Here is a 20942-nt window from a genome sequence, read left to right as displayed (position 1 = left end):
TAGTGGTCAAAATGTATCCCCAAATGTACAGTATGGTGGTCAGCGATCCAAAGAAGAGCCTTTTCTATGGTCCTGTTACCAATTTTCCGAAAGATTTTTCAGAAGCAGATAAAAAGCGTTTTACCGAATCTTATAGTAAAGCCATTTTAAACGAAATCGTTCCGTCCTATAAAAAAATGGGTGATTTTCTGAAGAACGAATATCTACCAAAAGCCAGAACAACTTCTGGCCTTTCTGCTTTGCCAGGTGGTAAGGCGATGTATACCTACCTGGTCAGACAGCAGACTACTACGACTAAATCACCTGAAGAAATTTACCAGACAGGTTTGAAAGAGGTGGCAAGGATTAAAAATCAAATGGACAGCATCAGAAACAAAGTTGGTTTTAAGGGAGACCTGCATGCTTTTTTTGAATACATGCGCAACGATCCTAAATTTATGCCTTATAAAACACCCAAACAGGTATTGGATGCTTTTGAGGATATCCATAAACGTATGGAGCCAAATTTAAAAAAGATGTTTAATCATGTTCCTAAAACACCTTTTGAGATCAGGCAAACTGAAGCCTTTAGAGCTGCTTCAGCAAGCGCGGAATACAATCAAGGCTCTGCAGATGGAAAAAGACCAGGTATTTTTTATGTACCAATCCTCGATGCCGCCAAGTTTAACATTACCTCCGGAATGGAATCTTTATTTCTTCATGAGGCTATTCCAGGACATCATTATCAAATTTCTCTTACCCAAGAGAATACCAGCTTACCCAAATTCCGCAGGTTCGGAATGCACAATGCTTATGTAGAAGGGTGGGCCCTGTATTGTGAGTCTTTGGGTAAAGAGCTTGGGCTGTATACTGATCCTTATCAGCATATGGGTGCATTGGGTGATGAAATGCACAGGGCCATTCGTTTAGTGGTCGACGTGGCTATTCACACTAAAAACATGACCAGAGAGCAGGCTATCAAATATATGATGGATAATGAGGCCATTAACGAACAAGGGGCGACTGCAGAAATTGAGCGATATATGAGCATACCAGCACAGGCTTTAGGCTATAAGATAGGCGCAATGAAAATCCGTGAGCTGCGTAACAGATATGAAAAAGAACTTGGTGCAAAGTTTAACCTGGCTGAATTCCATAATCAGGTACTTAAAGACGGCTCACTGCCACTGAGTGTATTTGAAAATAAGATGGATAACTGGGTCAAAACACAGCAATAAACTTCTTTATAAACAGATATTGCGGTCATCCCGGTTTGCCGGAGATGACCGTTTTAGTTTAAAATTTTGTAGTTAACTTTTTCTTAATCGGAAGGAACATCAGAGTTAAAGTAATAAGCCTATACTTGAGCTGTAAACCCATAACGCAACTCATGCAAAAAAAAGTTCATGTTGTAGAAGACGACGAAGACATCAGGTTCATCATTGAATTTACATTGCAGGACGCAGGTTATGATGTTAGTGTTTCTGCATCTGCTTATGATTTTAAAAAACATATGGTACACCACCATCCGGATCTTATTCTGATGGACATCCGGTTGCCTGATGGGGACGGTCTACAACTCTGTAAAAATCTAAAACAGGAGAGGGGTATGCAGGAAGTACCCGTTATCCTGATGTCTGCTCATTTTCCACAGCATGAAATGATTGATCAGTACTTCGCTAATGACTTTTTAAGTAAACCATTTGAGTTGAAAACCTTATTAAAGAGGATAGGAGATCATATTTAATTGATTTTTGTTTTTGGTTAAGTGTTTCTATATCAGTTTTTTAACGTTAAAAAGCAGTCTTGTTTGAAAATAATATCTACTATTTTAGTAGAACTAATTGTTTTTTCAAATTTCATTTCTATCTTTGACATTAATTATTGAAAATAACGCAGTCATACCTGATATGAAAACAACAATTAGAATCTATTTTTCCATGCATGACCACCCTAACAGGTGCGTGGAAAACTGTTGTTGTTGCAGGTGTTGTATGTGTTAAAAACACAATTTTTTTAAGGGTCAAAATTTAAATTTTACGGAATAAAAAGCAGCTGTACGAACCAACAGCTATTGATTTGGGATGTCCTGATATCCCCCGGCATTTAGTAACCGGAATATTATGGTGGTCATTTATTCGGGCTTGCTGTAATAAAGGGGGATATCGGGACTGAACAAATACCACCTCTAATTAATCACCACCATTAATTAGTTGATTTATAATAAAGAAGTAACCTCGCGGTACTTCTGGCAAAATCTCCGCAAGGAGAAAATTGCTCAGACTAAGCTATCGAGTAGCATATAAATTAACATGTAATAATTAAGATGATGAAAATTAAAACCTATCCAACCGCAACTAAACTATTCGCAGCCGTATTACTACTGGGTGGTCATACCTTTGCTGCCGGACTGAAACCTTTTCCTAAAGAAGGCATCTGGCGCGGCGAATTTAATGTCAGTGAATCAAAGGTTCCTTTTAACTTTGAATTTAAAGGCAAAGATCCCAAGCATGCCGTATTGACACTTTTAAATGGCAGCAGGCGAGATGATTTTCATGTAGAACGAAGAGGAGCAGATTCGATCTACGTCAAAATGAATACCTATGATGCAGCTTTGGTGGCTAAAATTGAGGATAATGGTACGCTGACCGGAGAATATCGCAGTCTGGTTCCTGGATTTCGTGGCAACTCCCTTCCTTTTGTTGCAGAGCCCGGAAAAAGCTACCGTTTTGTAGAACCAGGTAAAGATGTTAAACCTACTCATGACATCTCAGGTAAGTGGGAGATTAAAACCTACACTAAAGAAGCAGTACCTGCCTCCATTGCCCTATTAAAACAAACTGGTAATAAACTCACCGGTGTAATTATGACCGTAGTAGGTGATACCAGGGAGTTGGAAGGCACTGTACAAGGTAACGAATTTCAATTGTCTGGCTTTACCGGCCCAAGCCCCTTCATTATTAAAGGAACCATTAATGCTGACAACAGTATTAGTGGTGAGCAGGGTTTCGGAATCTATAAAAACTTAAAGTTTGATGGTATCAAAAATGACAAAGCCGAACTTCCGGATCCGTACAAACTCACTTTCCTTAAGGAAGGGTATAAAAAACTGGATTTTACTTTCCCGGACCTTAACGGTAAACAGGTTTCACTGAGCGACGATAAGTATAAAGGTAAAGTGGTGATCATAGAGACCATTGGTACCTGGTGCCCGAACTGCACAGATCAAACTGTATTCCTTTCACCATGGTTTAAGGAAAATCAAAAAAGAGGCGTAGAAGCGATTGCAATAGGTTTTGAGCAAAAAGATGATCTCGATTATGCCAGATATACACTGGGTAAACTCAGAGATAAATATGATATTCAGTACGACATTCTGTTTGGAGGTATAGCCGATAAAAAAGTAGTTGCTGAAAAACTACCTGCACTTAATAAATTCATCGCTTTTCCAACCACCATTATCATTGATCGCAAAGGAGAAGTCAGAGAAATTTATACCGGTTATACAGGAACCGTAACCGGAAAGTATTTTGAAGCTTATAAAGCAAAGTTCAATAAAGTACTCGACGAACTGATTGCAGAACCTGTTCGTTCAGTAACTGCTTCTGCTTCAGCTGCTGCTACAGGGAAATAAATATACCTAATCAAACCAAAAAAATATGAAAACAAGAATTATAGGGCTATTATCCCTCGGTCTGGTCACACTGGCTGCATCTGCCACCTACGCGGATGACCATGCACCTTTTATTAAGCAAGGCATCTGGCGTGGTGTCTTCAGAATTAGTGAGAATGAAGTACCTTTCAACTTTGAGTTGAAAGGTAAAGATCCGGAGCACGCTGTTTTTACATTAATCAATGGAACCCGCCGCGACGATTTCCATGTAGAAAGATTAGGTAAAGACTCCCTGTTTATTAAAATGAATACTTACGATGCTGCTCTGGTGGCTAAAATAGAGTCTGATGGCAGAATCAGCGGAGAATACCGCAGTTTGGTTCCGGGTCTTCGCGGCAATTCACTACCTTTTACGGCTGAAGAAGGCAAATCTTACCGTTTTGTAGAACCAGGAAAGGATATCACACCAGCAGCAGATCTTACAGGCAAATGGGAATTTAAAGGTTTCTCTAAAGAAGCCGTGCCAAATAAGGTGGCGATTTTGAAACAAACCGGTAATAAACTCACTGGTGTCATCATGCAGGTTACCGGTGACAGCCGGGAACTGGAAGGTACTGTACAGGGCAATGAATTTGTATTGTCAGGTTTTACTGGTCCAAGTCCTAAAATCTACAAAGGACATATTAATGATGATGGTACGATTTCGGGAGAGATTAGCCAGGGAATTTACGATAACCTGAAATTTACAGGAGTTAAAGATGCGAAGGCCGAACTTCCAGATCCCTATCAGCTCACGCATCTAAAAGAAGGTGTTAAAAAACTAGACTTTACTTTTCCTGATCTTAACGGAAAGCCGGTATCGCTTAGGGATCAGAAATATAGAGGTAAAGTGGTTATCGTGGAGTTAGTAGGAACCTGGTGTCCAAACTGCACAGACCAGACGGTTTTCCTTGCTCCATGGTTCGATAAGAATAAAGATCGTGGTGTAGAAGCTATTGCCATAGGGTTTGAGCAAAAAGATGACCTTGAGTATGGAAAATATGTTTTGGGTAAACTCCGTGATAAATACAAGATCAAGTATGATATCCTTTTTGGCGGCCTCGCCGACAAAAGACTCGTTGCAGATAAACTTCCGGCCTTGAACAAATTCATTGCTTATCCGACCACCATTATCATAGACCGCAAAGGGGAAGTCAGGGAAATTTATACCGGCTTTACAGGTCAGGTAACTGGAAAATATTATGAGGAGTATGCTGCAAAGTTTAACAAAGTTTTAAATGAACTCATTGCCGAGCCGGTGCCAGATGCTGACTATTTTAATGCACAATCTAAATAAATGTAAACAGACCACAATTTTATGAAATCAACAAACCTTAAAAACCTCGCAGTTCTACTGCTTGCTGGCAGTATTTACGCCTTTGCACCTTTCAAAACAGTTTCCTACAAAGTAGATAGTCAGAGCAGTAAACTCAACTGGCAAGCTAAGAAAGCGACCGGTGAGCATAGCGGCACCATAGCCGTCAGCTCTGGAACACTGAATGTAGAAAATAATGTCTTAAAGGGGGGGAGTTTTGAACTTGACACCAAATCCATTACGGTAACTGATGTAACTGATGCAGAAACCAATGGCAAACTCCTTGGTCATTTAAAAAGTGATGATTTCTTTGGTGTAGAGAAATATCCCAAAGCTAATTTTGTCATTACTTCTGCCAAACCATTGACAGGTGGACAATATGATATCAAAGGGAAGCTGACCATCAAAGGGGTAACCAATGAGGTTTCTTTCCCAGCCACAGTAAAGGTCGACAACGCTAAACTGACGGCCAATGCAAAGATCACTGTAGACCGGAGTAAGTATGGAATCAAGTTCAGGTCAAAAAGTTTCTTCGAAAACCTGGGTGATAAACTGATCTATGATGATTTTGATCTGAATGTCGCGCTGGTAGCCAACAAGTAACCGAATCTTATAAAGAAGCTGTCCAATGGGCAGCTTCCTTGTTAAAATCCGATATGAAAGGAAATAAAATAAAAATCTTTACTGCTTTAAGTTTGCTCGTCCTTACCATGACAGTTGGTTTTCAGGCAGACGATCCTGCTGAAATCAACAGCAGAGAAAGATTAGGAGAGAAATTGTTTTTTGATCCTATACTTTCCAAAGACCAGAGCATTAGCTGTGCATCCTGCCATAAACCAGAATTTGCTTTTGCAGATACCTCTGTTGTAAGCCTGGGTGTAGGAGGTACAAAAGGAGCCAGGAATACGCCGACAGTAACCAATCTATCTGGACGTTCCCACCTGTTTTGGGATGGTAGATCAGCTTCACTGGAAGAACAAGCCCTGCAGCCGATCATTAACCCGGTCGAAATGAATCTTTCTGCTCAAGAAGCTTTGGAAAGACTCAACCGCAGTAAGCTCTATGTAGAATTATTTAAGAAAGTATTTAATTCGCTCCCTACCGAAAAAAATATGTTACAGGCCATTGCCGCCTATGAACGTACCCTGGAAACCTCTAACAGCCCATATGACAGATACATTAACGGCGATGACCATGCCATTTCTCCGGCAGCCATCCGCGGACGGATGCTGTTCATCGGAAAAGCCAACTGCAATACATGCCATTCAGGAGAAGATTTTACAGCTGACCGTTTTAAAAGTATTGGCTTGTTTAATGGCAAAGAACTCAATGATGCCGGAAGGTACGAGGTCACTAAAAATGCAGAACACATAGGTGAGTTTAAAATACCGGGCCTCAGAAATGTAGGCGTAACTGCACCATATATGCATAATGGCATGTTTAAGACCTTGAAAGAGGTGATCAATTATTACAATGCACCAGATGATGTGGTCAAAAATGGTAAAAACAGAGACCTTGCATTAAGCAAACCCCTTGGCCTTACTAAAGACGAAATCAACGACCTCGAGGCTTTTTTACTTTCTCTGACAGATGATCGGTTTTTGAAAAAATAACCTCCGGAACACTCAACAACTGGCTTCATTTATACACCACAATTTACCTCAGAACAGGTGAACAGGAGCCTTTATATCCAAACCTAAACCAACATATTGATATTTCGATGAAAAAATATATACTCTTTTACCTGTTGTTTATGCTCTTTATCTCCACAAAGACCCATGCCCAACCCAGGGCAATCACCGGAACCGTAAGTTCCTCTGCCGATCAACTGCCACTGCCCGGGGTTTCCATCCGGGTAAAAGGACTGAGTGGTGGGGTGGTCAGTAATACGGATGGTAGTTTTAAAATCACTGTAAAAAATGGGAAATACCTTTTGTTTTCTTATTTAGGTTACGAAACCAAAGAAGTTGAGATTGGTGGAAACAGCCAGATCAATGTAAGCCTGGTGGCTTCAAAAGACAATACCCTCAATGAACTGGAAATTGTAGGCTCAAGGAACGTAAACCGGACCAAGCTCAATTCAGCTACCCCTATAGATGTAATCGATTTAAAAAGCCTGCAGGAAACCTCTCCCCAGGTCAGTGTTACTCAATTGCTGCAATATGTTTCGCCATCTTTTAATTCTTCTGTGTCCGGAGGAGGAGATGCTGCCTCGGCCACCTCTACCGCACAACTTAAGGGGCTGGGGGTAGATCAGTTACTGGTCCTGGTTAATGGAAAAAGACGCCATAAGAGTTCCAACATCAGCTGGGGTGGATTGGGTAATGGGGCAACCGGCTATGACCTGAACTCTATACCCACCGGATCCATAGAACGTATTGAGATTCTTAGAGATGGTGCCGCAGCCCAATATGGTTCAGACGCTATCGCGGGGGTTATTAATATTGTACTTAAAAAAAGTACGGATGAATTGTCCCTCACTTCAACCGCTAGTGCCAGAAGAAGGGGAGATGGTTTAACCACCAGAACCAGTAGTAATTATGGTGTTAAAATTGGCGATAAAGGCGGATTCCTCAATGTAACTGGTGAATTTGCGACTCAGGCCGTTTCTCTGCCGGTAGGCAATAGTGATGCCGGTCTTTACATTGGCCCTGCTTATGGTGGAGGAGCAAATACCAGGGGATTTGACCAGATCTATACACGGGAAATTGATGATGCCATTATAGCGGGCAGAGGGATAGACCGACACTATTTTGATCAGCGGGGAAGCACCAATAAAGCCATTGACGGACTGCTTTTTTTTAATGCTTCCATTCCGGTAAAGGAAAATGTAGAAATCTATTCATTTGGGGGAATCAGCCACCGCAACTCCCAATTTACTGCGGTATACAGATTGCCAGGCTGGACAGAACGGAACAACACATTTCTCTACCCGGATGGATTTTTACCTGCAATGGATAATATTATTACGGATAAGTCTATTGCAATTGGTTTAAAAGCCAAAGTCCAGAACTGGACGGTAGACTTCTCCAATGTATACGGAAAAAACGGTTTTGGAAATGTGATCAGTAATTCCATGAATGCCAGTTTGGGGCAAAAATCACCACGTAAATTTGATGCAGGAAGTTATAATGCCAGTCAGAATACCTCCAGTATAGATTTTTCCCGGTATTTTGACAAAGTATTAAAAGGCTTAAATGTGGCCTTTGGAGGTCAGTACAGGGTAGAAACTTATCAGATCATTGCCGGAGAAGAAGCTTCCTATTCCAAGGCCGACCTGAGAACCATTTACCGTGTAGATACCACGACCTCGGGTATCCCGTATTATGCTTCTGTTGGAAGTACCCCCTTAAACGGATTATCTCCGGGATCCCAGATTCATGCAGGCTTCAGGCCTTCGAACGAAGTGGATGTGAACCGGTCTATCTCTGCTGGTTATCTAGATGTAGAATTAAACCTAACCTCCAAATGGCTGGTATCCGGTGCGGTACGTGTGGAGCATTCCCAGGATTTTGGAAGTGTATTCACCTATAAGGGGGCTACAAGGTATAGCTTTGCCGACTGGCTGGGTATCAGAGGGTCTATTAACACGGGTTTCCGGGCACCAGATCTGGCTCAGTACTATTATACAGAAACCTCGACTACTTTCCAGAACGGAGTAGCTATAGACCAGGTTACTGCTAACAATGTTAATCCAGCTACCAAAGCCCTGGGTATTCCAACTTTGGCTCCCGAAAAATCGAAAGGTTATTCAGCTGGCCTTACTTCAAGGCCTATCCCAAATGTAGAGTTCACCATCGATGCTTATCAGGTAGACATTAATGACAGAGTTGGGAATACGGGTCGTTTTTCCGCAACTGATCCAAACCTGCCCGCTGATGTGAGAAGTCTTTTTATCCAGACCGGAACCGTTCAGGCCAAATTCTTTTACAATTCCTTTAGTACCAGAACGCGCGGTGTTGAATTTACAGGAAGCTACCGCTTTTTATTTAATAATGGAGCTAATGCTGTTTTTCTTGCCGGAGGTAATTTCCTTAAAACTACGCTCACTAAAGTGAATACGCCAAAAGGATTAGAGGCTTACAGGTATATCATTTTCGATGAATCCGAAGAAGCACGGGTAACGAGCAATATTCCTTCCCAGAAAATCACTTTACAAGGAACTTATACTTACAAAAAACTCAACCTGCTGCTGCGTACCGTATACTTTGGATCTGTAACCACCGTATCACAGCTTAATGCCAATTTCCCTAAGCCAGATTATTACGATCAGAAATTCAGCCCAATCTGGGTAACGGATATTTCTGCAGGGTATAAAATTACACCAGCTATTCAGGCCACCATAGGCGCCAATAATCTGTTCAATGTGCTGGGCGATTACAGTATTCCGGCACCAGGCAGTAATATTACCCGCTTGCCAGCCCCTGGCGCAACCCAGTCCGGAAGTAATGCCGGTATACAACCTTTTGTAAGAATATCTGCGAAATTTTAATTCAGAAAAACATGAAACTATATACCTTAAAAATCACACAACTTTCTCTACTTGCCATCGCTTTCCTTAGTTGTAAGAAAACAGATTATCTGGACAGCGATAATGCCGACCGACCAGCACTAAGTGCCAAAGTAAAACTGGTCAATGCCTTAAACACCAATACAGCTATTAATTTCCTGGACTTCACCAGACAGATTAATGGAACCTCTATTGCCCGTAATACAGCCAGTGCAGACTATCTTGATACCCAGTTTGGGAAAGTACAGTACAATACTACAGAAGGAAGCAACACTACCTACAAATCCTCTTATGTATTTGGTGGAAGTGCCAGTTTTGTACAAGAAACTGATAAAACCTCTTTTTCAGGCCCTAATGGACCAATAGCTACCTATTACCATACCCTTTTTGCCGTTCCAAAATTAAAACCAAGTAAACTCAATCCAGGAAACCGGGACAGTCTGATCCTTGTATACGATGACCTCTCTGCACCAGCTGCTGGTAAAGCCAAAGTCCGTTTTGCTAATTTTTCTCCTGATGCTTCCAATGTGGATCTGGCTTATGCTGGAGGAGCGGCGGTGTTTAACAAAGTCGCCTATGGTAATTTCGGTGATCAGGTTGTCATTACTTATGATGCAAGCGGTAAGGCACCTGCAACTATTCCTGGATTAAGCTGGAAAACAATTGGCCCTTTTAAAGAAGTGAATGCCGGTAATAGTCTGAATCTGGAGGTGAGAGATCATGTCAGTCAATCTGTACTTGCTTTAAATGGGAGTAGTCTTAGCGGAATTACCCTGGAACAGGGAAAAATCTATACTCTATTTATCAGCGGATTTAAAGGGGGAGCTTCGCCCGCGCTTCGTGCCACTTTGATTAAACATAATTAGAAGGTCAACTAAAATAAGCTGCCGGCAGGCACTTCTGAATGGCTCCTTTCAAATCTTAGGAGCCATTTTTTCTTATCTATCCCGCCTGCATATCCGGTCATTGAGCCATTACTTCCAATGACCCGGTGGCAGGGGATAATGATAGCCAGACGGTTGCGGCCATTTGTAGAAGCAATTGCACGGATCGCTTTGGGATTATTCATCCTATCTGCCTGTTCTTTATAGGTGCAAGTGGTTCCATAGGGTATTTGTTGCAATGATTCCCATACGGCAAGCGAAAAGTCATTGCCTGGGGTATGTAAAGGAACGGAGAAAGTCTTGCGTTTTCCTTCAAAATACTCCGCCAACTCTGTTTCCAGCTGATCTAAATGTGGATTTCTTCCAGGCTTCATCACTGCATTAAGCAGTTTCTTTAAATCAATAAATTCCTTTTCGAGTCTGATCCTATCGTTAAACTCTAGAAAGCATATGCCTTCAGTTGTGGCGCCTGCAATCATGGGTCCTAATGGGGTGGAAATATCTATTGTGCTGATGATTGATATTTCCTTGCTGTTTTCCGTTATTTCCGATTCAGTTTGCTGCGTTTTCATAAGCTTGTTTTTATGTAAAAGTACAGCAATTGACGATCAATAAAAACCCATTTCTTGCTGATTTGGGCATCTATGTATTTTCTTGCTTACACAAGAACTTTAGGTTAGAAATTTTGTAGTATTGAGTACACACAAATACAAACCGATATGAAAAAATTACTCATCATCGCTCTGGCAAGCTATGCCCTGAGCGCCCGTTCACAAGTGGACGAATCCAGAAACTTTATTTACCTCAATTCCGATTCTGTAATTTATGCCAGCAAGATCAGATTAAGGCCGGATTTTCTCAATACCTGGCAATTGAAGGCTGATTCGCGGAGGTTTAACACGGATCGGGTTAAATTCTATAACAATGAAGACGGTTTTTTTGCAAATACCCGTAAGCTGAATTATGGTAGTTACGGGGCCTTTTCAGAGCGGATTGTACAGGGGAAAATTAATCTTTATCAGCAGATCACTTATGATCCCCTGATCTATGACCGTTATTCCAGATTTAGACGTGGGCGGGCTACTGCTGCTGATGTCAGCCTGTACTACAATAAAGGGTACCAGGACTTGAAAAATGTAAACTACAGAAATCTGAAAGATGATATGGCCGACAATGCAGAAAGTATAGCTCTTTTGAATGTTTACAGGACAAAGACCAATACAGGTACGTTATTGTATGCTGCGGCAGGAGCATCGGTTCTTGCCGGGCTCATTACTTTTGCAACGAGAGGACATGATATTACTTCAGAGCCTGGCTTTGGTGGAGATAATGTTCCTACGTATAAAGGACCCAATTTAACCTCCAGTTTTTTACTGTTGGGTGTCGGTTTGGGTTTTGCTGCTGGTGGGTTTTATGTTAACAGGTCTGGTTCAAGATATTTGGAAAGGGCTGTGAATACATATAATCAATAGTTTATTTGAGGGAAAATATGTTTTCTGAGCTCTCTGAACCTTGCGCGAAGAGCTTCAGGTTCTGAGGTTCGCTCATGAAAACATATTTTCTTGGGTGCAGACCGGCATGGTGCATACCGGAGTGGCGCAGACCGGTACGGTTCAGATTAGATTGGGTGCAGGCCGATATGGTGTGTTGGATGTTAATCTCCTCAACTTATTTGTTCGATGGTGGACATGAACTGTTCGATAATGAACAATGAGTTTTTCAAATGAGCTTTTTTTGATTGTAAAGGCCTATTTTTGTAAATGGCATACAATTGGCCATCTCTATGAAAATTGATTCTTATGTTTTTCATCAACTTAAAAATTGCGATACGTAATCTTACAAAGAATAAGGGGTTCTCATTGATTAATATTGGCGGACTGGCTATTGGAATGGCTTGTTGCTTGCTATTGTTGCTGTACGTGGGTTACGAGTGGGGTTATGACAGACACTTTAAAGACATTAACCGGATTTATATTAGCCGGTTAAATATTGATATCAATGGAAAACTGGCTACAACAGTTGCAACTCCCAATAAACTTGCTGCTGAAGCACTGCAAACCTTGCCCGGAGTTGAGCAGGCGAGCCGGATGGCGATGGGCAGGGATGATGCAAAATTATTCAGCTACCAGCAGCAAAACTATAAGCTGGACGCGAAAAGTGTAGACCCATCTTTTCTTCAGATTTTTGGACATAAGTTTATCTACGGGAATGCGGCTACAGCTTTAAGTGCGCCCAACTCAGTTCTGATTACCGAATCTACAGCCCGGAAGCTATTTGGAAATAGTAATCCCATCGGCCAGACTTTAAAATATGACAATAGAAAATTGTTAAAGGTAAGTGCAGTAGTAGAAGATCTTCCAAAAAATCAGAGTATACAATATGATGCATTGCTGAGCTGGGCATTTTTTGATCAGGAGCATCCCGATGATAAAGAAAATGGCTGGGGTGCTATCACTTGCTTTACGTTTTTTAAGCTTAAAGACAACAATCAGTTTGCGTCTACAGATGCCTCTGTGAGGAAGATGATTAAGAATCAAGATGCGAAAACACAACTTGAAGCTTTTCTATTTCCTTACAGTAAATTTCATCTGTATAATGAGTTTGTGAATGGTAAGCCCGCTGGGGGACGAATTGATCAGGTTAAGTTGTTTCTATTCCTTGCTTTTTGTGTACTTCTTATTGCGACGATCAACTATATGAACCTTTCTACTGCCCGTTCTGAGAAAAGAGCACGTGAGGTTGGGGTTCGGAAAGCTCTGGGTTCTACCCGTAGAAGCCTGATGAGTCAATTTATGATAGAATCCATGTTATTCTCTGTAATTGCTATGTTTATCGCTTTTGGGCTTTTGGAACTGTGCTTGCCTTATTTTAATAATTTGCTGGAAATCTCTATGGAAATAGATTATAGTTCGTACTTATTCTGGATCATCATTTCTATTTTGGTGCTGCTGACTGGTTTTTTAGCAGGAAGTTATCCGGCTTTCTATTTATCATCATTTATTCCTGTTAAGGTTCTAAAAGGATCTACAGGAACCGGAGGATCTTCCTTGCCGATCCGTAAAACACTGGTTGTGCTGCAATTTAGCTTGTCTATCTGCATGATTGTTTGCGCAATTATTGTTTATGCCCAAATTCAGTTTATGAGGAACCAGCCTTTGGGGTTTTCCCAGGATAATCTGGTCCAAATGGATTTGGAGGGGGCGCTTAAAGATGCCAGGAAGCTGGAGCTTTTCAAAGCAGAACTGGTTAAATCAGGAGCGGTGGTTTCTTCCTCTGAATTTGCACAATCCTTTACCGAAAATGGTTCTATCACAGGGGGCTTAAGCTGGCCGGGAAAGGCGGCGAATGACCGATCGGTCATTGACTTCAGGAGCATAGGGTTTAATTTTAGCAAAACAATAGGGGCGCATATTGTTAAGGGTAGAGATTTTTCTCCGAAATTTGTAGCAGATACAGCTACTTCAGTGCTGATTAATGAGGCCCTCGCAGCGGTGATGGGCATTAAAGACCCTGTCGGAACGGTCCTTCGCTGGAGCGATAATCCGCCGTTAACTGTTGTAGGGGTTATTAAAAATTATTCCAATGAGCGGCTCGGTGTTAAGACACTTCCAACTTTTTTCTTCTACAATGTTGGCATGAGCAGAGTTTTATTAATGAGACTGAATCCTCAACAAAGTGCAGGTACTTCTGTGGATTTAATTAAACAGATCAGTCAAAAGTTTAATTCTGCATACCCGGTGCAGTTGACCTTTATTAATCAGGATATGTCAGATAAGCTGAAACTTGAACAGCGCCTGAGCATATTATCTAATTTTTTTGGTGGATTTGCGATTTTTATTTCTTGCCTGGGTCTGCTTGGCCTGGCCCTATATATGGCAGAACAACGGAAGAAGGAAATTAGCATCAGGAAGGTACTTGGGGCCGATTTGAAAAGTATTTTGATTTTACTGAACAAAGATTTTATCAAATTGGTGCTGTTGTCGAATTTGATTGCATTTCCTGTTGCCTTTATTTGTATAAGCAGTTGGTTGAAAAGCTATGATTACAAAGTAACGGTTGGTCCGGGTCCGTTTATTATTGCAGGAACGATTTCTTTGTGTATTGCTTTGGTAACGGTTAGTTTGCAGAGTTTTAAAGTGGCGAAGGCAAATGCAGTAGATGCACTAAAATATGAGTAGATAGCCATTTCTTTTTTGATTTACAGAGTTTTGAAAATTGGATTTATGGTCTCTCTGAGCCTTACAGGCTCTGAGGTTCGACCATTAAATCCAATTTTCCTGGGTGCAGACCGGGCATGATTGATAAAAAGCTTTGGATTTTTTTTTGCTTTTTTATCGGATAATGATTTTCATTTAGGGTGAATAGTTACAAATGCTCTTAGTCTGATGTCGTCGTCAACATCTATAGGTTTAAAAAGGTCGTACCAGCCATTACGGAAACCGCTGGCTCCATAATTGATGTGTACAAAAAAGATATTACCCTGTTTGCGGTAACCGTCAATTACAGTAGAATGTCCATAATTGGAGAAATTGCCAAAATGAAAGTAAACAGGCATTTTGTTGTCAATTTCTTTTTGAATAAGATTTATTGTTTGACTACGATCAATGATGTGTCGTATATCTTCTTTTTCAGCAATAGTTTTGAGTTGTTCAGGAGTGAAAGGGAGATCTCCCGTAAAGCAACCATAGAACTTAGCATCACATGGGAAGTGTTTTTCTATTTGTGGAGCTGGATTAACGAGTTCAAGGTATCTCTCACTACCAAAGTCTTTCCTCACGGCAATTGCAGTAAGATAAGAATAACGGGCAACACTTGAAATGCTTTTCTCAGGGCTATTTTTATCAAGTAAATATCGGAAATGACTCCATCTTATATTGTATTTAGACAAAGTATCTTTTATCACATAGCCATTGGAGCATATGTAATTTGCATAACCGAAAGGTTTGAGCCTATGATAGTAAAGGATTTGTGCTAAGGCTGTACTCCAGCAGCCTAAAACTTGCTGCTTGGGAGTGTATCTAGCATAAATTCCCCACTGGTCCCATTGTGTGTTTAATAAGTGTTTTTCTTTGATTAAAAGGAGAGGAGCCTGCTTGGCGACCTGGTCTTTACTTAATTGAGCGATACAAGGTACAAAGGAGCTCACCACCAGTAGCAGCATAATGATCTTTTTCATCTGTATATAATTTGATTTTCAATTGTAATGAAGCTATCAGATTTATTCATACCACTGTGTGGTTTAAAAAATCATGATGGTTTCATAATTTATTTTTCTTGTAAAAATGGGCTTTATAAGGTTATCAGGCCACTTAAAACAAGTTTTGAGTGTAAATAAATCTTAGTTTTATTTGCTGGAAAAATAATTTTTGGGCGAGTATCCGGTATGTTGACGGAATATGCGGTAGAAACTGGCTTCAGAATTAAAACCACAATCAAAAGCTATACCTGTAAGAGAATATCGTTTATTTTCGGGATTAGCAAATCTTTTCTTGACTTCTTCAATTCTGTACTTATTTACCAGATCCCGAAAATTTCGGTTCGAACCATAGTTGATCGCCGCGGAGACTTGATTAAGAGGAAATCCTATGGCAATGGATAACTCTTTTAAACTTAGTTGAGAATTTAAAAAAAGTTTATCTATCTCAAAGGCGTGACAGATTGCCTGTTGGATTACCACATAGTTTGCTGTCTTATCAATTGCTTGAGATTTAGCAGGCTGAATTGAAGTTACTCTAAGGATAGGGAACTGATTATTCTGGGAAAAAAAAATGATTATTCTGTAAGCCAGATAAAAAGTCGTCAGGGACATATAGATGTAAAAAAGGCGGGTATAAATAAAATAACCCCGCCCAGAGGGCATCATGTTTTGTGTTAAAGACGATGTAATTAAAGAGAGAAGAAGTAAGCCAGTGCATATCAAAAGATTGCGTAACCAGGAGAGTTCTGAAAAACCTGTATCGGATTGGCTTTCAAACAACCATTTTCTATACCTTGCTATACGTTGGAAGGAAAGAAACCAATAAATTATACCGGATAGAATAGCCGCAACATCTTCTGTGAATTTTAATTGATTATAAAAAAATAATTCCGCTACCTGATCTTTCAGGAGAATATTTCCTTGTTTTGCCGTTGCTATATAAACGATGAAAGCATGGCACAAAAACAACATCGTGGGAATGAAGTGTAATAATTGTTTTCTTGAAGAAAGATAGTGCTGGGTTGTTACCGAGCAGGTGTATAAGTAAAATAGGGGTTGAATAGTGGTGTCGATAGCCAGAGGAAAATAACGCCAGCCCGGATGTTGCCAAAGGCCGAAAGTATGCAGCAGAATTTTGAAGCTTAATAGCATTAAAACTGTGATGATCAAGGCTAACAAGGTGTTTTCGCTATTCTTGTTTGGCTTAAAAATCCAGCACATCAACCCAATCATCCCTTGGAATATACCAACAAGAATAATGGTGTTGAATATGGTAATATTATGATCCATGGCCCCTAATTTTGCTGATGTTATGGTACTTGCTAAGTTCCTTTCTTGCATTTGATTATAAAGAATGGCTGACTTTCATTGATGTCAGTGACTTCAAATAATCCATATTTGCCAAATTCTGATTTTATAGCATCAGAATCATAAAAATAAAGTTGGGCCCCTTCAAATATTTCATAACGATCCTTGCTGATGAATTTACCTTGTCTGTAAGTAGAAGCTTCTTTTGAAATCGCGGTAAATACCATATAACCATTCTCTGACAGTTGGTTATAGCAGTCATGAATTAGTTTTTTTCTTTCACTATCGTCCAGTAAATGAATTAGGGCATAACAAAATATGCCACCATATAGATCGTTGTTAAATGGCATGTCTTTTACGGATCCATGATAGATCGCCATATCTGTTCCATAATGTTTTTCTGCCATTTCAATGGCTGTTTTTGAAATTTCAATCCCGGTTACTGCTATTCCGCTTTCCTTGAAGATTTGTGCGTTTCGACCATAGCCAATTCCGGGTATAAGTATGCTTTTCACTGACTTCTGAACAAAAAAATCTCTTGTCAATACAGCGGATTTTGCTGGTTCAAAGCCCCACATTTCTTTTTTCTCGCCAAAAGCTGATTCCCAGAATTCAGGTTTTTCGGTTTCATTTGCCATAATCCAATTGTGTGTTGTTGATTATGCAATTTAGCAAGAAAAACATAACACTTCTATCTACAGAAGGGATAATATCTGTGGTTGTGAGGTTTTTTTCTGGCAATTGTTTATTTTAATTCGCCTAGTTTACGGGCATACTCTCCGGGACTCATCCCTGTATGTTTTTTGAATTCTGAAAAAAATACACTTCTCGATTTGAATCCAGCTTCTGCACCAATGGCTTCCAGTGTAAAGTGTTTCCAGTCCGTAGTGGTTTCGAGTCTTTTTTTGACCAGGTCTATCTTTAAGGAGTGGATAAATTGAATAAAGCTCTTGTTGTGTTTGTTTCTGATCAGGTGGTTCAACTGATGAGCTGGCATTTCGAGAATGTGGGCTAGCTTTTTTAGTGTAATGGTTTTTTGCAGGAAATCTTTGTGTTTATCTATATGGGCATCCAATTTTGCAAGTAGTTGTTTACATTTTACCTGGTCACTTTCTATATCCAGTTCCTTGTTAACTCTTTGAAGTGTTTCCCGCCGGACGTCTAAGTAATTTGCCTGATGCACAAGTGGAATTCGCCCTATATGGTCCGGAATTGATGCCAATAGGTATTGATACTTTTCTTTGGCAGTACCTAATCTAATCATGTTGGAGCGTTCGTGAGCTTCCTGAAAGCAACGCTCCATAATACAGCGCATAATGATGTTCATTTCAGGATATTGCTGATAGAAATAAAGCATGTCTTTTGCATGTAAACTCACTACAAGAGAGTCTTCTATCGCAAATATGCTGTCATCGGACGGTTTATATCCATACATGCCTGAAACGGAGGTCACAAAGTTTCTGTCTGGAATGATGAAGCTGGTGAGTTGTTTATTATTTCTATTCGTGGTTGAGATAAGGATACCTTTTACAAGGAAATAGAAGTGATTGCAATATTCTCCTTGTTTAACCAGGTGGTGATCTTTTTTGAGTTCACGAACTTTAAGTAATAGATCGAGTTCTGCTTTCAATTCTTCACTAATAGGCGAATAGGAAGCAAAAACATCAATTAATTGATGTGCTGGATTTGAGGCGTTACCAATTTGAGATAACTTTTCTTGCATGATGAATTACAGATATATATCGAGCGAAAATATTGTAACTTAATTGTGGTGCAAGTTATGTTTATTATTAATATAGTATGTTAAATTCGAAATAAATAATCATGAATATTTGTCTGTAAACCGATCTGCAAAAGCAAGTTGTGCTCCTTCTAATCCAGTTCCGCCCGGATTAGAAGGAGAGACGGGACTAGGTCAGCTGAACTAAACAGCTTTTCTCATCATCAAGTCTGTTTGGACATCTTCACCCAAATGGAAAATGTGTGAATCGAATTCTACAAAACCATTCTTCCGATAAAAACCAATTGCAGAATGGTTTTTTTCCCATACACCTAACCATATAGATTTCAACCCTAAATCTTTAGCGATGCGGACTGCTTTATCGTAAAGCATTTGGCCGATATTCTTTCCTTGATATGTTTTCAATACATAAATCCGTTCAATTTCAAGGCTATCATTTGCAATTGCCTCCGTCTGCGCCGCGGCTACATTGACTTTTAAATAGCCAATCACTAAATCATTTAAAACTGCGAAGTAAAACTGAGCGTGTTCATTGTTAACTTCCCGGGTCAGTTTATCCATTGCAAAACTCTTTTCCAGGTAAACCTTCATGTTTTCTTCGGTGTTGACCTCAGCAAAAGTTTCGTGAAACGTTTGACGGCCAATTTCCTGAAGTTTTGTAATATCTTTTTCGACAACTCTTATAATCTTTATGGTATTCATAACTTGTTTGCTTAATCTGTTTACAAATTTACTGTGCTATATAATGTGGAAAAATGCTGTTTTATGATTTATTGATGCGTATCTTGCATTAATGGATTTGCAGCAAATAAAATATTTTCTAGCACTGGCGGATGAACTTCACTTCTGGAAAACAGCAGAGAAGGTGCATATTACACAATCTGCCTTGAGTCGTCAGATACAGGCTCTGGAAAGCGATTTGGGCATCCAATTATTTGAACGTAATAAACGTAATGTTAAACTTACACCAGCAGGTCAGTTTTTGAAGGAAAAATGGACCAGAGAATTGACTGAAATCAATTACATTCATCAATTTGCCAGACAGATTCATTTAGGTGAGAACGGAACAATACGAATTGCTCACCCTGATTCTATTTCCGGGTCGCTGATACCAGATATTGTTTCGCGAATTTCCCAAACCTTTCCTAAACTGCAGATAGAACTTGTACAAGTATTGTATGAAAATCAGCAAGAATTTCTAAGCAATTATAAACTTGATCTGGTGATTACACGAGATAAAAATGAAGCTAAGGGGATAAGATTTGAAAAAATCTACACAGACAACTTAGCATTGGTTGTACCAGATGCTCATCGTTTTCGGACTGCTAAAGACTTGTCAAAAGAGCAACTTGCAAATCAGAAATTTATATTACCTGTTAAGGACGAGGGTAGCAGTTACAATAGCCTGATCCAACAGATGTTCGAATCACTTGATATAGAACCAGACGTGTATTTACATTCTGAATTTGGATCTACAATTATAGCCCTGGTCAGAAAGGGATTTGGAATTGCAATATTACCAGATTCTTATATCGACCACGAAATTCCAGGGGTCAGATTTATTAGACTTCCATTTAAAACTGACCTTTATCTGAGTTGGCGAGTTGACGATAATAATCCGGTACTTGCTAATATATTAAAACTTATACGTGGTATATAGAATCGCGTCGCCTCATTTTTATGGCCCCTGTTGGTATTAAGAAAATAGAGTAAGCCTATGTTGTCCCTATAACAAACGGCGCACGAAAAGGCACCTAAAACGCACCTGAAACGCAGCTCAATCGGGATTTTTAATTTCATATGCGGTTCATATGCGAGTTACGTACCGGTCTTTCAACCCCTTGTTATAGCCAGTACATAGAATCATCTATAAGCCTTCTACCGACCAGATTGGATCTGATACATAGGAGTGGGGTTTTGTTGGGATAAGCAAGTCATTTTGTTCATTTACAGTGATTTGTCAGTTTCTATTCGATTTTTTCAAAATGCGTGATAATGAACGGCGCCGATGTCGTCGCTTAATTTGCCTATTTATAGGTTTTAGCTTAAATTTAAGAATAGCATCAACATATTGTGTTTAAATAGTTGTGCGACGACAGGAGAGGAGGTATATAGTCTATGTTTGAATTTCTAACCTAAAACTATAAACATGAATTTAATTGAAATAATTAAGAATGAAATGAACGGTGTCGTCTCATTTTTAAGCCAAAAAGCTGGTGTAAGGGAGGAAGAGATTCAAAATGGTCTCTCTGCAGGTGTTCCTGCGGTTCTGGCAGGTGTATTGAAAAATGCAACAAGCGGAGGTGATCCTAGTTTTCTGGGGAAAATGTTAGCTGGTGGTGCTGGCACCGGTGTG

18 protein-coding genes are annotated in these 20942 nt (G+C 40.0%); 12 read left to right on the top strand and 6 right to left on the bottom strand.

The genetic code is table 11. From position 1 onward, the window contains the following. From VNZ46_RS21485 to VNZ46_RS21450, 8 genes are all read left to right on the top strand, one after another. The coding region (locus VNZ46_RS21485) for a DUF885 domain-containing protein (RefSeq protein WP_325562448.1) at positions 1 to 1217 on the top strand (1217 nt) is incomplete at its 5' end. Positions 1218 to 1369: 152 nt separating this feature from the next. Next, positions 1370 to 1726 carry a response regulator transcription factor gene (locus VNZ46_RS21480; protein ID WP_325562446.1) on the top strand — a complete coding sequence of 119 codons (357 nt, stop codon included), beginning with the start codon at positions 1370 to 1372 and terminating at the stop codon, positions 1724 to 1726. 579 nt (positions 1727 to 2305) lie between these two features. After that, a complete protein-coding gene (locus VNZ46_RS21475; RefSeq protein ID WP_325562444.1) occupies positions 2306 to 3613 on the top strand; it encodes a TlpA disulfide reductase family protein in 1308 nt (435 codons plus the stop codon). A gap of 25 nt (positions 3614 to 3638) precedes the next feature. Continuing rightward, positions 3639 to 4928 carry a TlpA disulfide reductase family protein gene (locus tag VNZ46_RS21470; protein ID WP_325562442.1) on the top strand — a complete coding sequence of 430 codons (1290 nt, stop codon included), beginning with the start codon at positions 3639 to 3641 and terminating at the stop codon, positions 4926 to 4928. Positions 4929 to 4949: 21 nt separating this feature from the next. Next, positions 4950 to 5549 carry a YceI family protein gene (locus VNZ46_RS21465; protein WP_199080196.1) on the top strand — a complete coding sequence of 200 codons (600 nt, stop codon included), beginning with the start codon at positions 4950 to 4952 and terminating at the stop codon, positions 5547 to 5549. Between the two features lie 53 nt (positions 5550 to 5602). Continuing rightward, positions 5603 to 6559, top strand: a complete 957-nt coding sequence (locus VNZ46_RS21460; RefSeq protein ID WP_325562439.1) for a cytochrome-c peroxidase — start codon at positions 5603 to 5605, stop codon at positions 6557 to 6559. A 107-nt stretch (positions 6560 to 6666) separates the two neighbouring features. Further along, complete coding sequence (locus tag VNZ46_RS21455; RefSeq protein ID WP_325562437.1) at positions 6667 to 9438, top strand: TonB-dependent receptor; 2772 nt, start codon at positions 6667 to 6669, stop codon at positions 9436 to 9438. Between the two features lie 11 nt (positions 9439 to 9449). Beyond that, entirely contained in the window at positions 9450 to 10322 is an 873-nt protein-coding gene (locus VNZ46_RS21450) for a hypothetical protein (protein ID WP_325562435.1), read from the top strand. Between the two features lie 8 nt (positions 10323 to 10330). Here the strand turns inward: VNZ46_RS21450 and VNZ46_RS21445 are convergent, their stop codons facing one another. Next, positions 10331 to 10912 carry a methylated-DNA--[protein]-cysteine S-methyltransferase gene (locus VNZ46_RS21445; protein ID WP_325562433.1) on the bottom strand — a complete coding sequence of 194 codons (582 nt, stop codon included), beginning with the start codon at positions 10910 to 10912 and terminating at the stop codon, positions 10331 to 10333. Between the two features lie 147 nt (positions 10913 to 11059). Between VNZ46_RS21445 and VNZ46_RS21440 the strand changes: the two genes are divergently transcribed. Together VNZ46_RS21440 and VNZ46_RS21435 are read left to right on the top strand one after the other, a co-directional pair. Continuing rightward, entirely contained in the window at positions 11060 to 11812 is a 753-nt protein-coding gene (locus tag VNZ46_RS21440; RefSeq protein WP_325562431.1) for a hypothetical protein, read from the top strand. A gap of 327 nt (positions 11813 to 12139) precedes the next feature. Then, positions 12140 to 14518 (top strand): ABC transporter permease, encoded by a 2379-nt coding sequence (locus VNZ46_RS21435; protein ID WP_325562429.1) that lies wholly within the window; start codon positions 12140 to 12142, stop codon positions 14516 to 14518. Positions 14519 to 14688: 170 nt separating this feature from the next. Here VNZ46_RS21435 and VNZ46_RS21430 read toward each other — a convergent pair whose 3' ends face one another. From VNZ46_RS21430 to VNZ46_RS21410, 5 genes are all read right to left on the bottom strand, one after another. Further along, positions 14689 to 15516 carry a C10 family peptidase gene (locus VNZ46_RS21430; RefSeq protein WP_325562427.1) on the bottom strand — a complete coding sequence of 276 codons (828 nt, stop codon included), beginning with the start codon at positions 15514 to 15516 and terminating at the stop codon, positions 14689 to 14691. A 168-nt stretch (positions 15517 to 15684) separates the two neighbouring features. Next, positions 15685 to 16827 (bottom strand): AraC family transcriptional regulator, encoded by a 1143-nt coding sequence (locus VNZ46_RS21425; protein ID WP_325562426.1) that lies wholly within the window; start codon positions 16825 to 16827, stop codon positions 15685 to 15687. A gap of 32 nt (positions 16828 to 16859) precedes the next feature. After that, positions 16860 to 17483 carry a class I SAM-dependent methyltransferase gene (locus tag VNZ46_RS21420; RefSeq protein WP_325562424.1) on the bottom strand — a complete coding sequence of 208 codons (624 nt, stop codon included), beginning with the start codon at positions 17481 to 17483 and terminating at the stop codon, positions 16860 to 16862. 107 nt (positions 17484 to 17590) lie between these two features. Continuing rightward, a complete protein-coding gene (locus VNZ46_RS21415) occupies positions 17591 to 18568 on the bottom strand; it encodes a helix-turn-helix domain-containing protein (protein WP_325562422.1) in 978 nt (325 codons plus the stop codon). A gap of 201 nt (positions 18569 to 18769) precedes the next feature. Further along, complete coding sequence (locus VNZ46_RS21410; RefSeq protein ID WP_325562420.1) at positions 18770 to 19288, bottom strand: GNAT family N-acetyltransferase; 519 nt, start codon at positions 19286 to 19288, stop codon at positions 18770 to 18772. Positions 19289 to 19379: 91 nt separating this feature from the next. On the opposite strand from VNZ46_RS21410, the gene VNZ46_RS21405 reads away from it, so the two are divergent. Together VNZ46_RS21405 and VNZ46_RS21400 are read left to right on the top strand one after the other, a co-directional pair. Then, on the top strand, positions 19380 to 20246 hold the full coding sequence (locus tag VNZ46_RS21405; protein ID WP_325562419.1) for a LysR family transcriptional regulator: 867 nt from the start codon (positions 19380 to 19382) through the stop codon (positions 20244 to 20246). 489 nt (positions 20247 to 20735) lie between these two features. Beyond that, positions 20736 to 20942: hypothetical protein (locus tag VNZ46_RS21400; protein WP_325562417.1), on the top strand; the 207-nt coding region annotated here is incomplete at its 3' end.

Origin of the sequence: Pedobacter sp., from assembly GCF_035566355.1 — a bacterium.
GTDB lineage: Bacteria > Bacteroidota > Bacteroidia > Sphingobacteriales > Sphingobacteriaceae > Pedobacter.
Note: the sequence above shows the minus strand (reverse complement) of the source record. Positions and strands in the feature narration are given on the sequence as shown.

Excerpts from the sequence above, each read along its gene's own strand:
- VNZ46_RS21480 (WP_325562446.1), top strand. The coding sequence starts at position 1,370 with ATGCAAAAAAAAGTTCATGTTGTAGAAGACGACGAAGACATCAGGTTC.
- VNZ46_RS21475 (WP_325562444.1), top strand. The coding sequence starts at position 2,306 with ATGATGAAAATTAAAACCTATCCAACCGCAACTAAACTATTCGCAGCC.
- VNZ46_RS21470 (WP_325562442.1), top strand. The coding sequence starts at position 3,639 with ATGAAAACAAGAATTATAGGGCTATTATCCCTCGGTCTGGTCACACTG.
- VNZ46_RS21465 (WP_199080196.1), top strand. The coding sequence starts at position 4,950 with ATGAAATCAACAAACCTTAAAAACCTCGCAGTTCTACTGCTTGCTGGC.
- VNZ46_RS21460 (WP_325562439.1), top strand. The coding sequence starts at position 5,603 with ATGAAAGGAAATAAAATAAAAATCTTTACTGCTTTAAGTTTGCTCGTC.
- VNZ46_RS21455 (WP_325562437.1), top strand. The coding sequence starts at position 6,667 with ATGAAAAAATATATACTCTTTTACCTGTTGTTTATGCTCTTTATCTCC.
- VNZ46_RS21450 (WP_325562435.1), top strand. The coding sequence starts at position 9,450 with ATGAAACTATATACCTTAAAAATCACACAACTTTCTCTACTTGCCATC.
- VNZ46_RS21445 (WP_325562433.1), bottom strand. The coding sequence starts at position 10,912 with ATGAAAACGCAGCAAACTGAATCGGAAATAACGGAAAACAGCAAGGAA.
- VNZ46_RS21440 (WP_325562431.1), top strand. The coding sequence starts at position 11,060 with ATGAAAAAATTACTCATCATCGCTCTGGCAAGCTATGCCCTGAGCGCC.
- VNZ46_RS21435 (WP_325562429.1), top strand. The coding sequence starts at position 12,140 with ATGTTTTTCATCAACTTAAAAATTGCGATACGTAATCTTACAAAGAAT.
- VNZ46_RS21430 (WP_325562427.1), bottom strand. The coding sequence starts at position 15,516 with ATGAAAAAGATCATTATGCTGCTACTGGTGGTGAGCTCCTTTGTACCT.
- VNZ46_RS21425 (WP_325562426.1), bottom strand. The coding sequence starts at position 16,827 with ATGGATCATAATATTACCATATTCAACACCATTATTCTTGTTGGTATA.
- VNZ46_RS21420 (WP_325562424.1), bottom strand. The coding sequence starts at position 17,483 with ATGGCAAATGAAACCGAAAAACCTGAATTCTGGGAATCAGCTTTTGGC.
- VNZ46_RS21415 (WP_325562422.1), bottom strand. The coding sequence starts at position 18,568 with ATGCAAGAAAAGTTATCTCAAATTGGTAACGCCTCAAATCCAGCACAT.
- VNZ46_RS21410 (WP_325562420.1), bottom strand. The coding sequence starts at position 19,288 with ATGAATACCATAAAGATTATAAGAGTTGTCGAAAAAGATATTACAAAA.
- VNZ46_RS21405 (WP_325562419.1), top strand. The coding sequence starts at position 19,380 with ATGGATTTGCAGCAAATAAAATATTTTCTAGCACTGGCGGATGAACTT.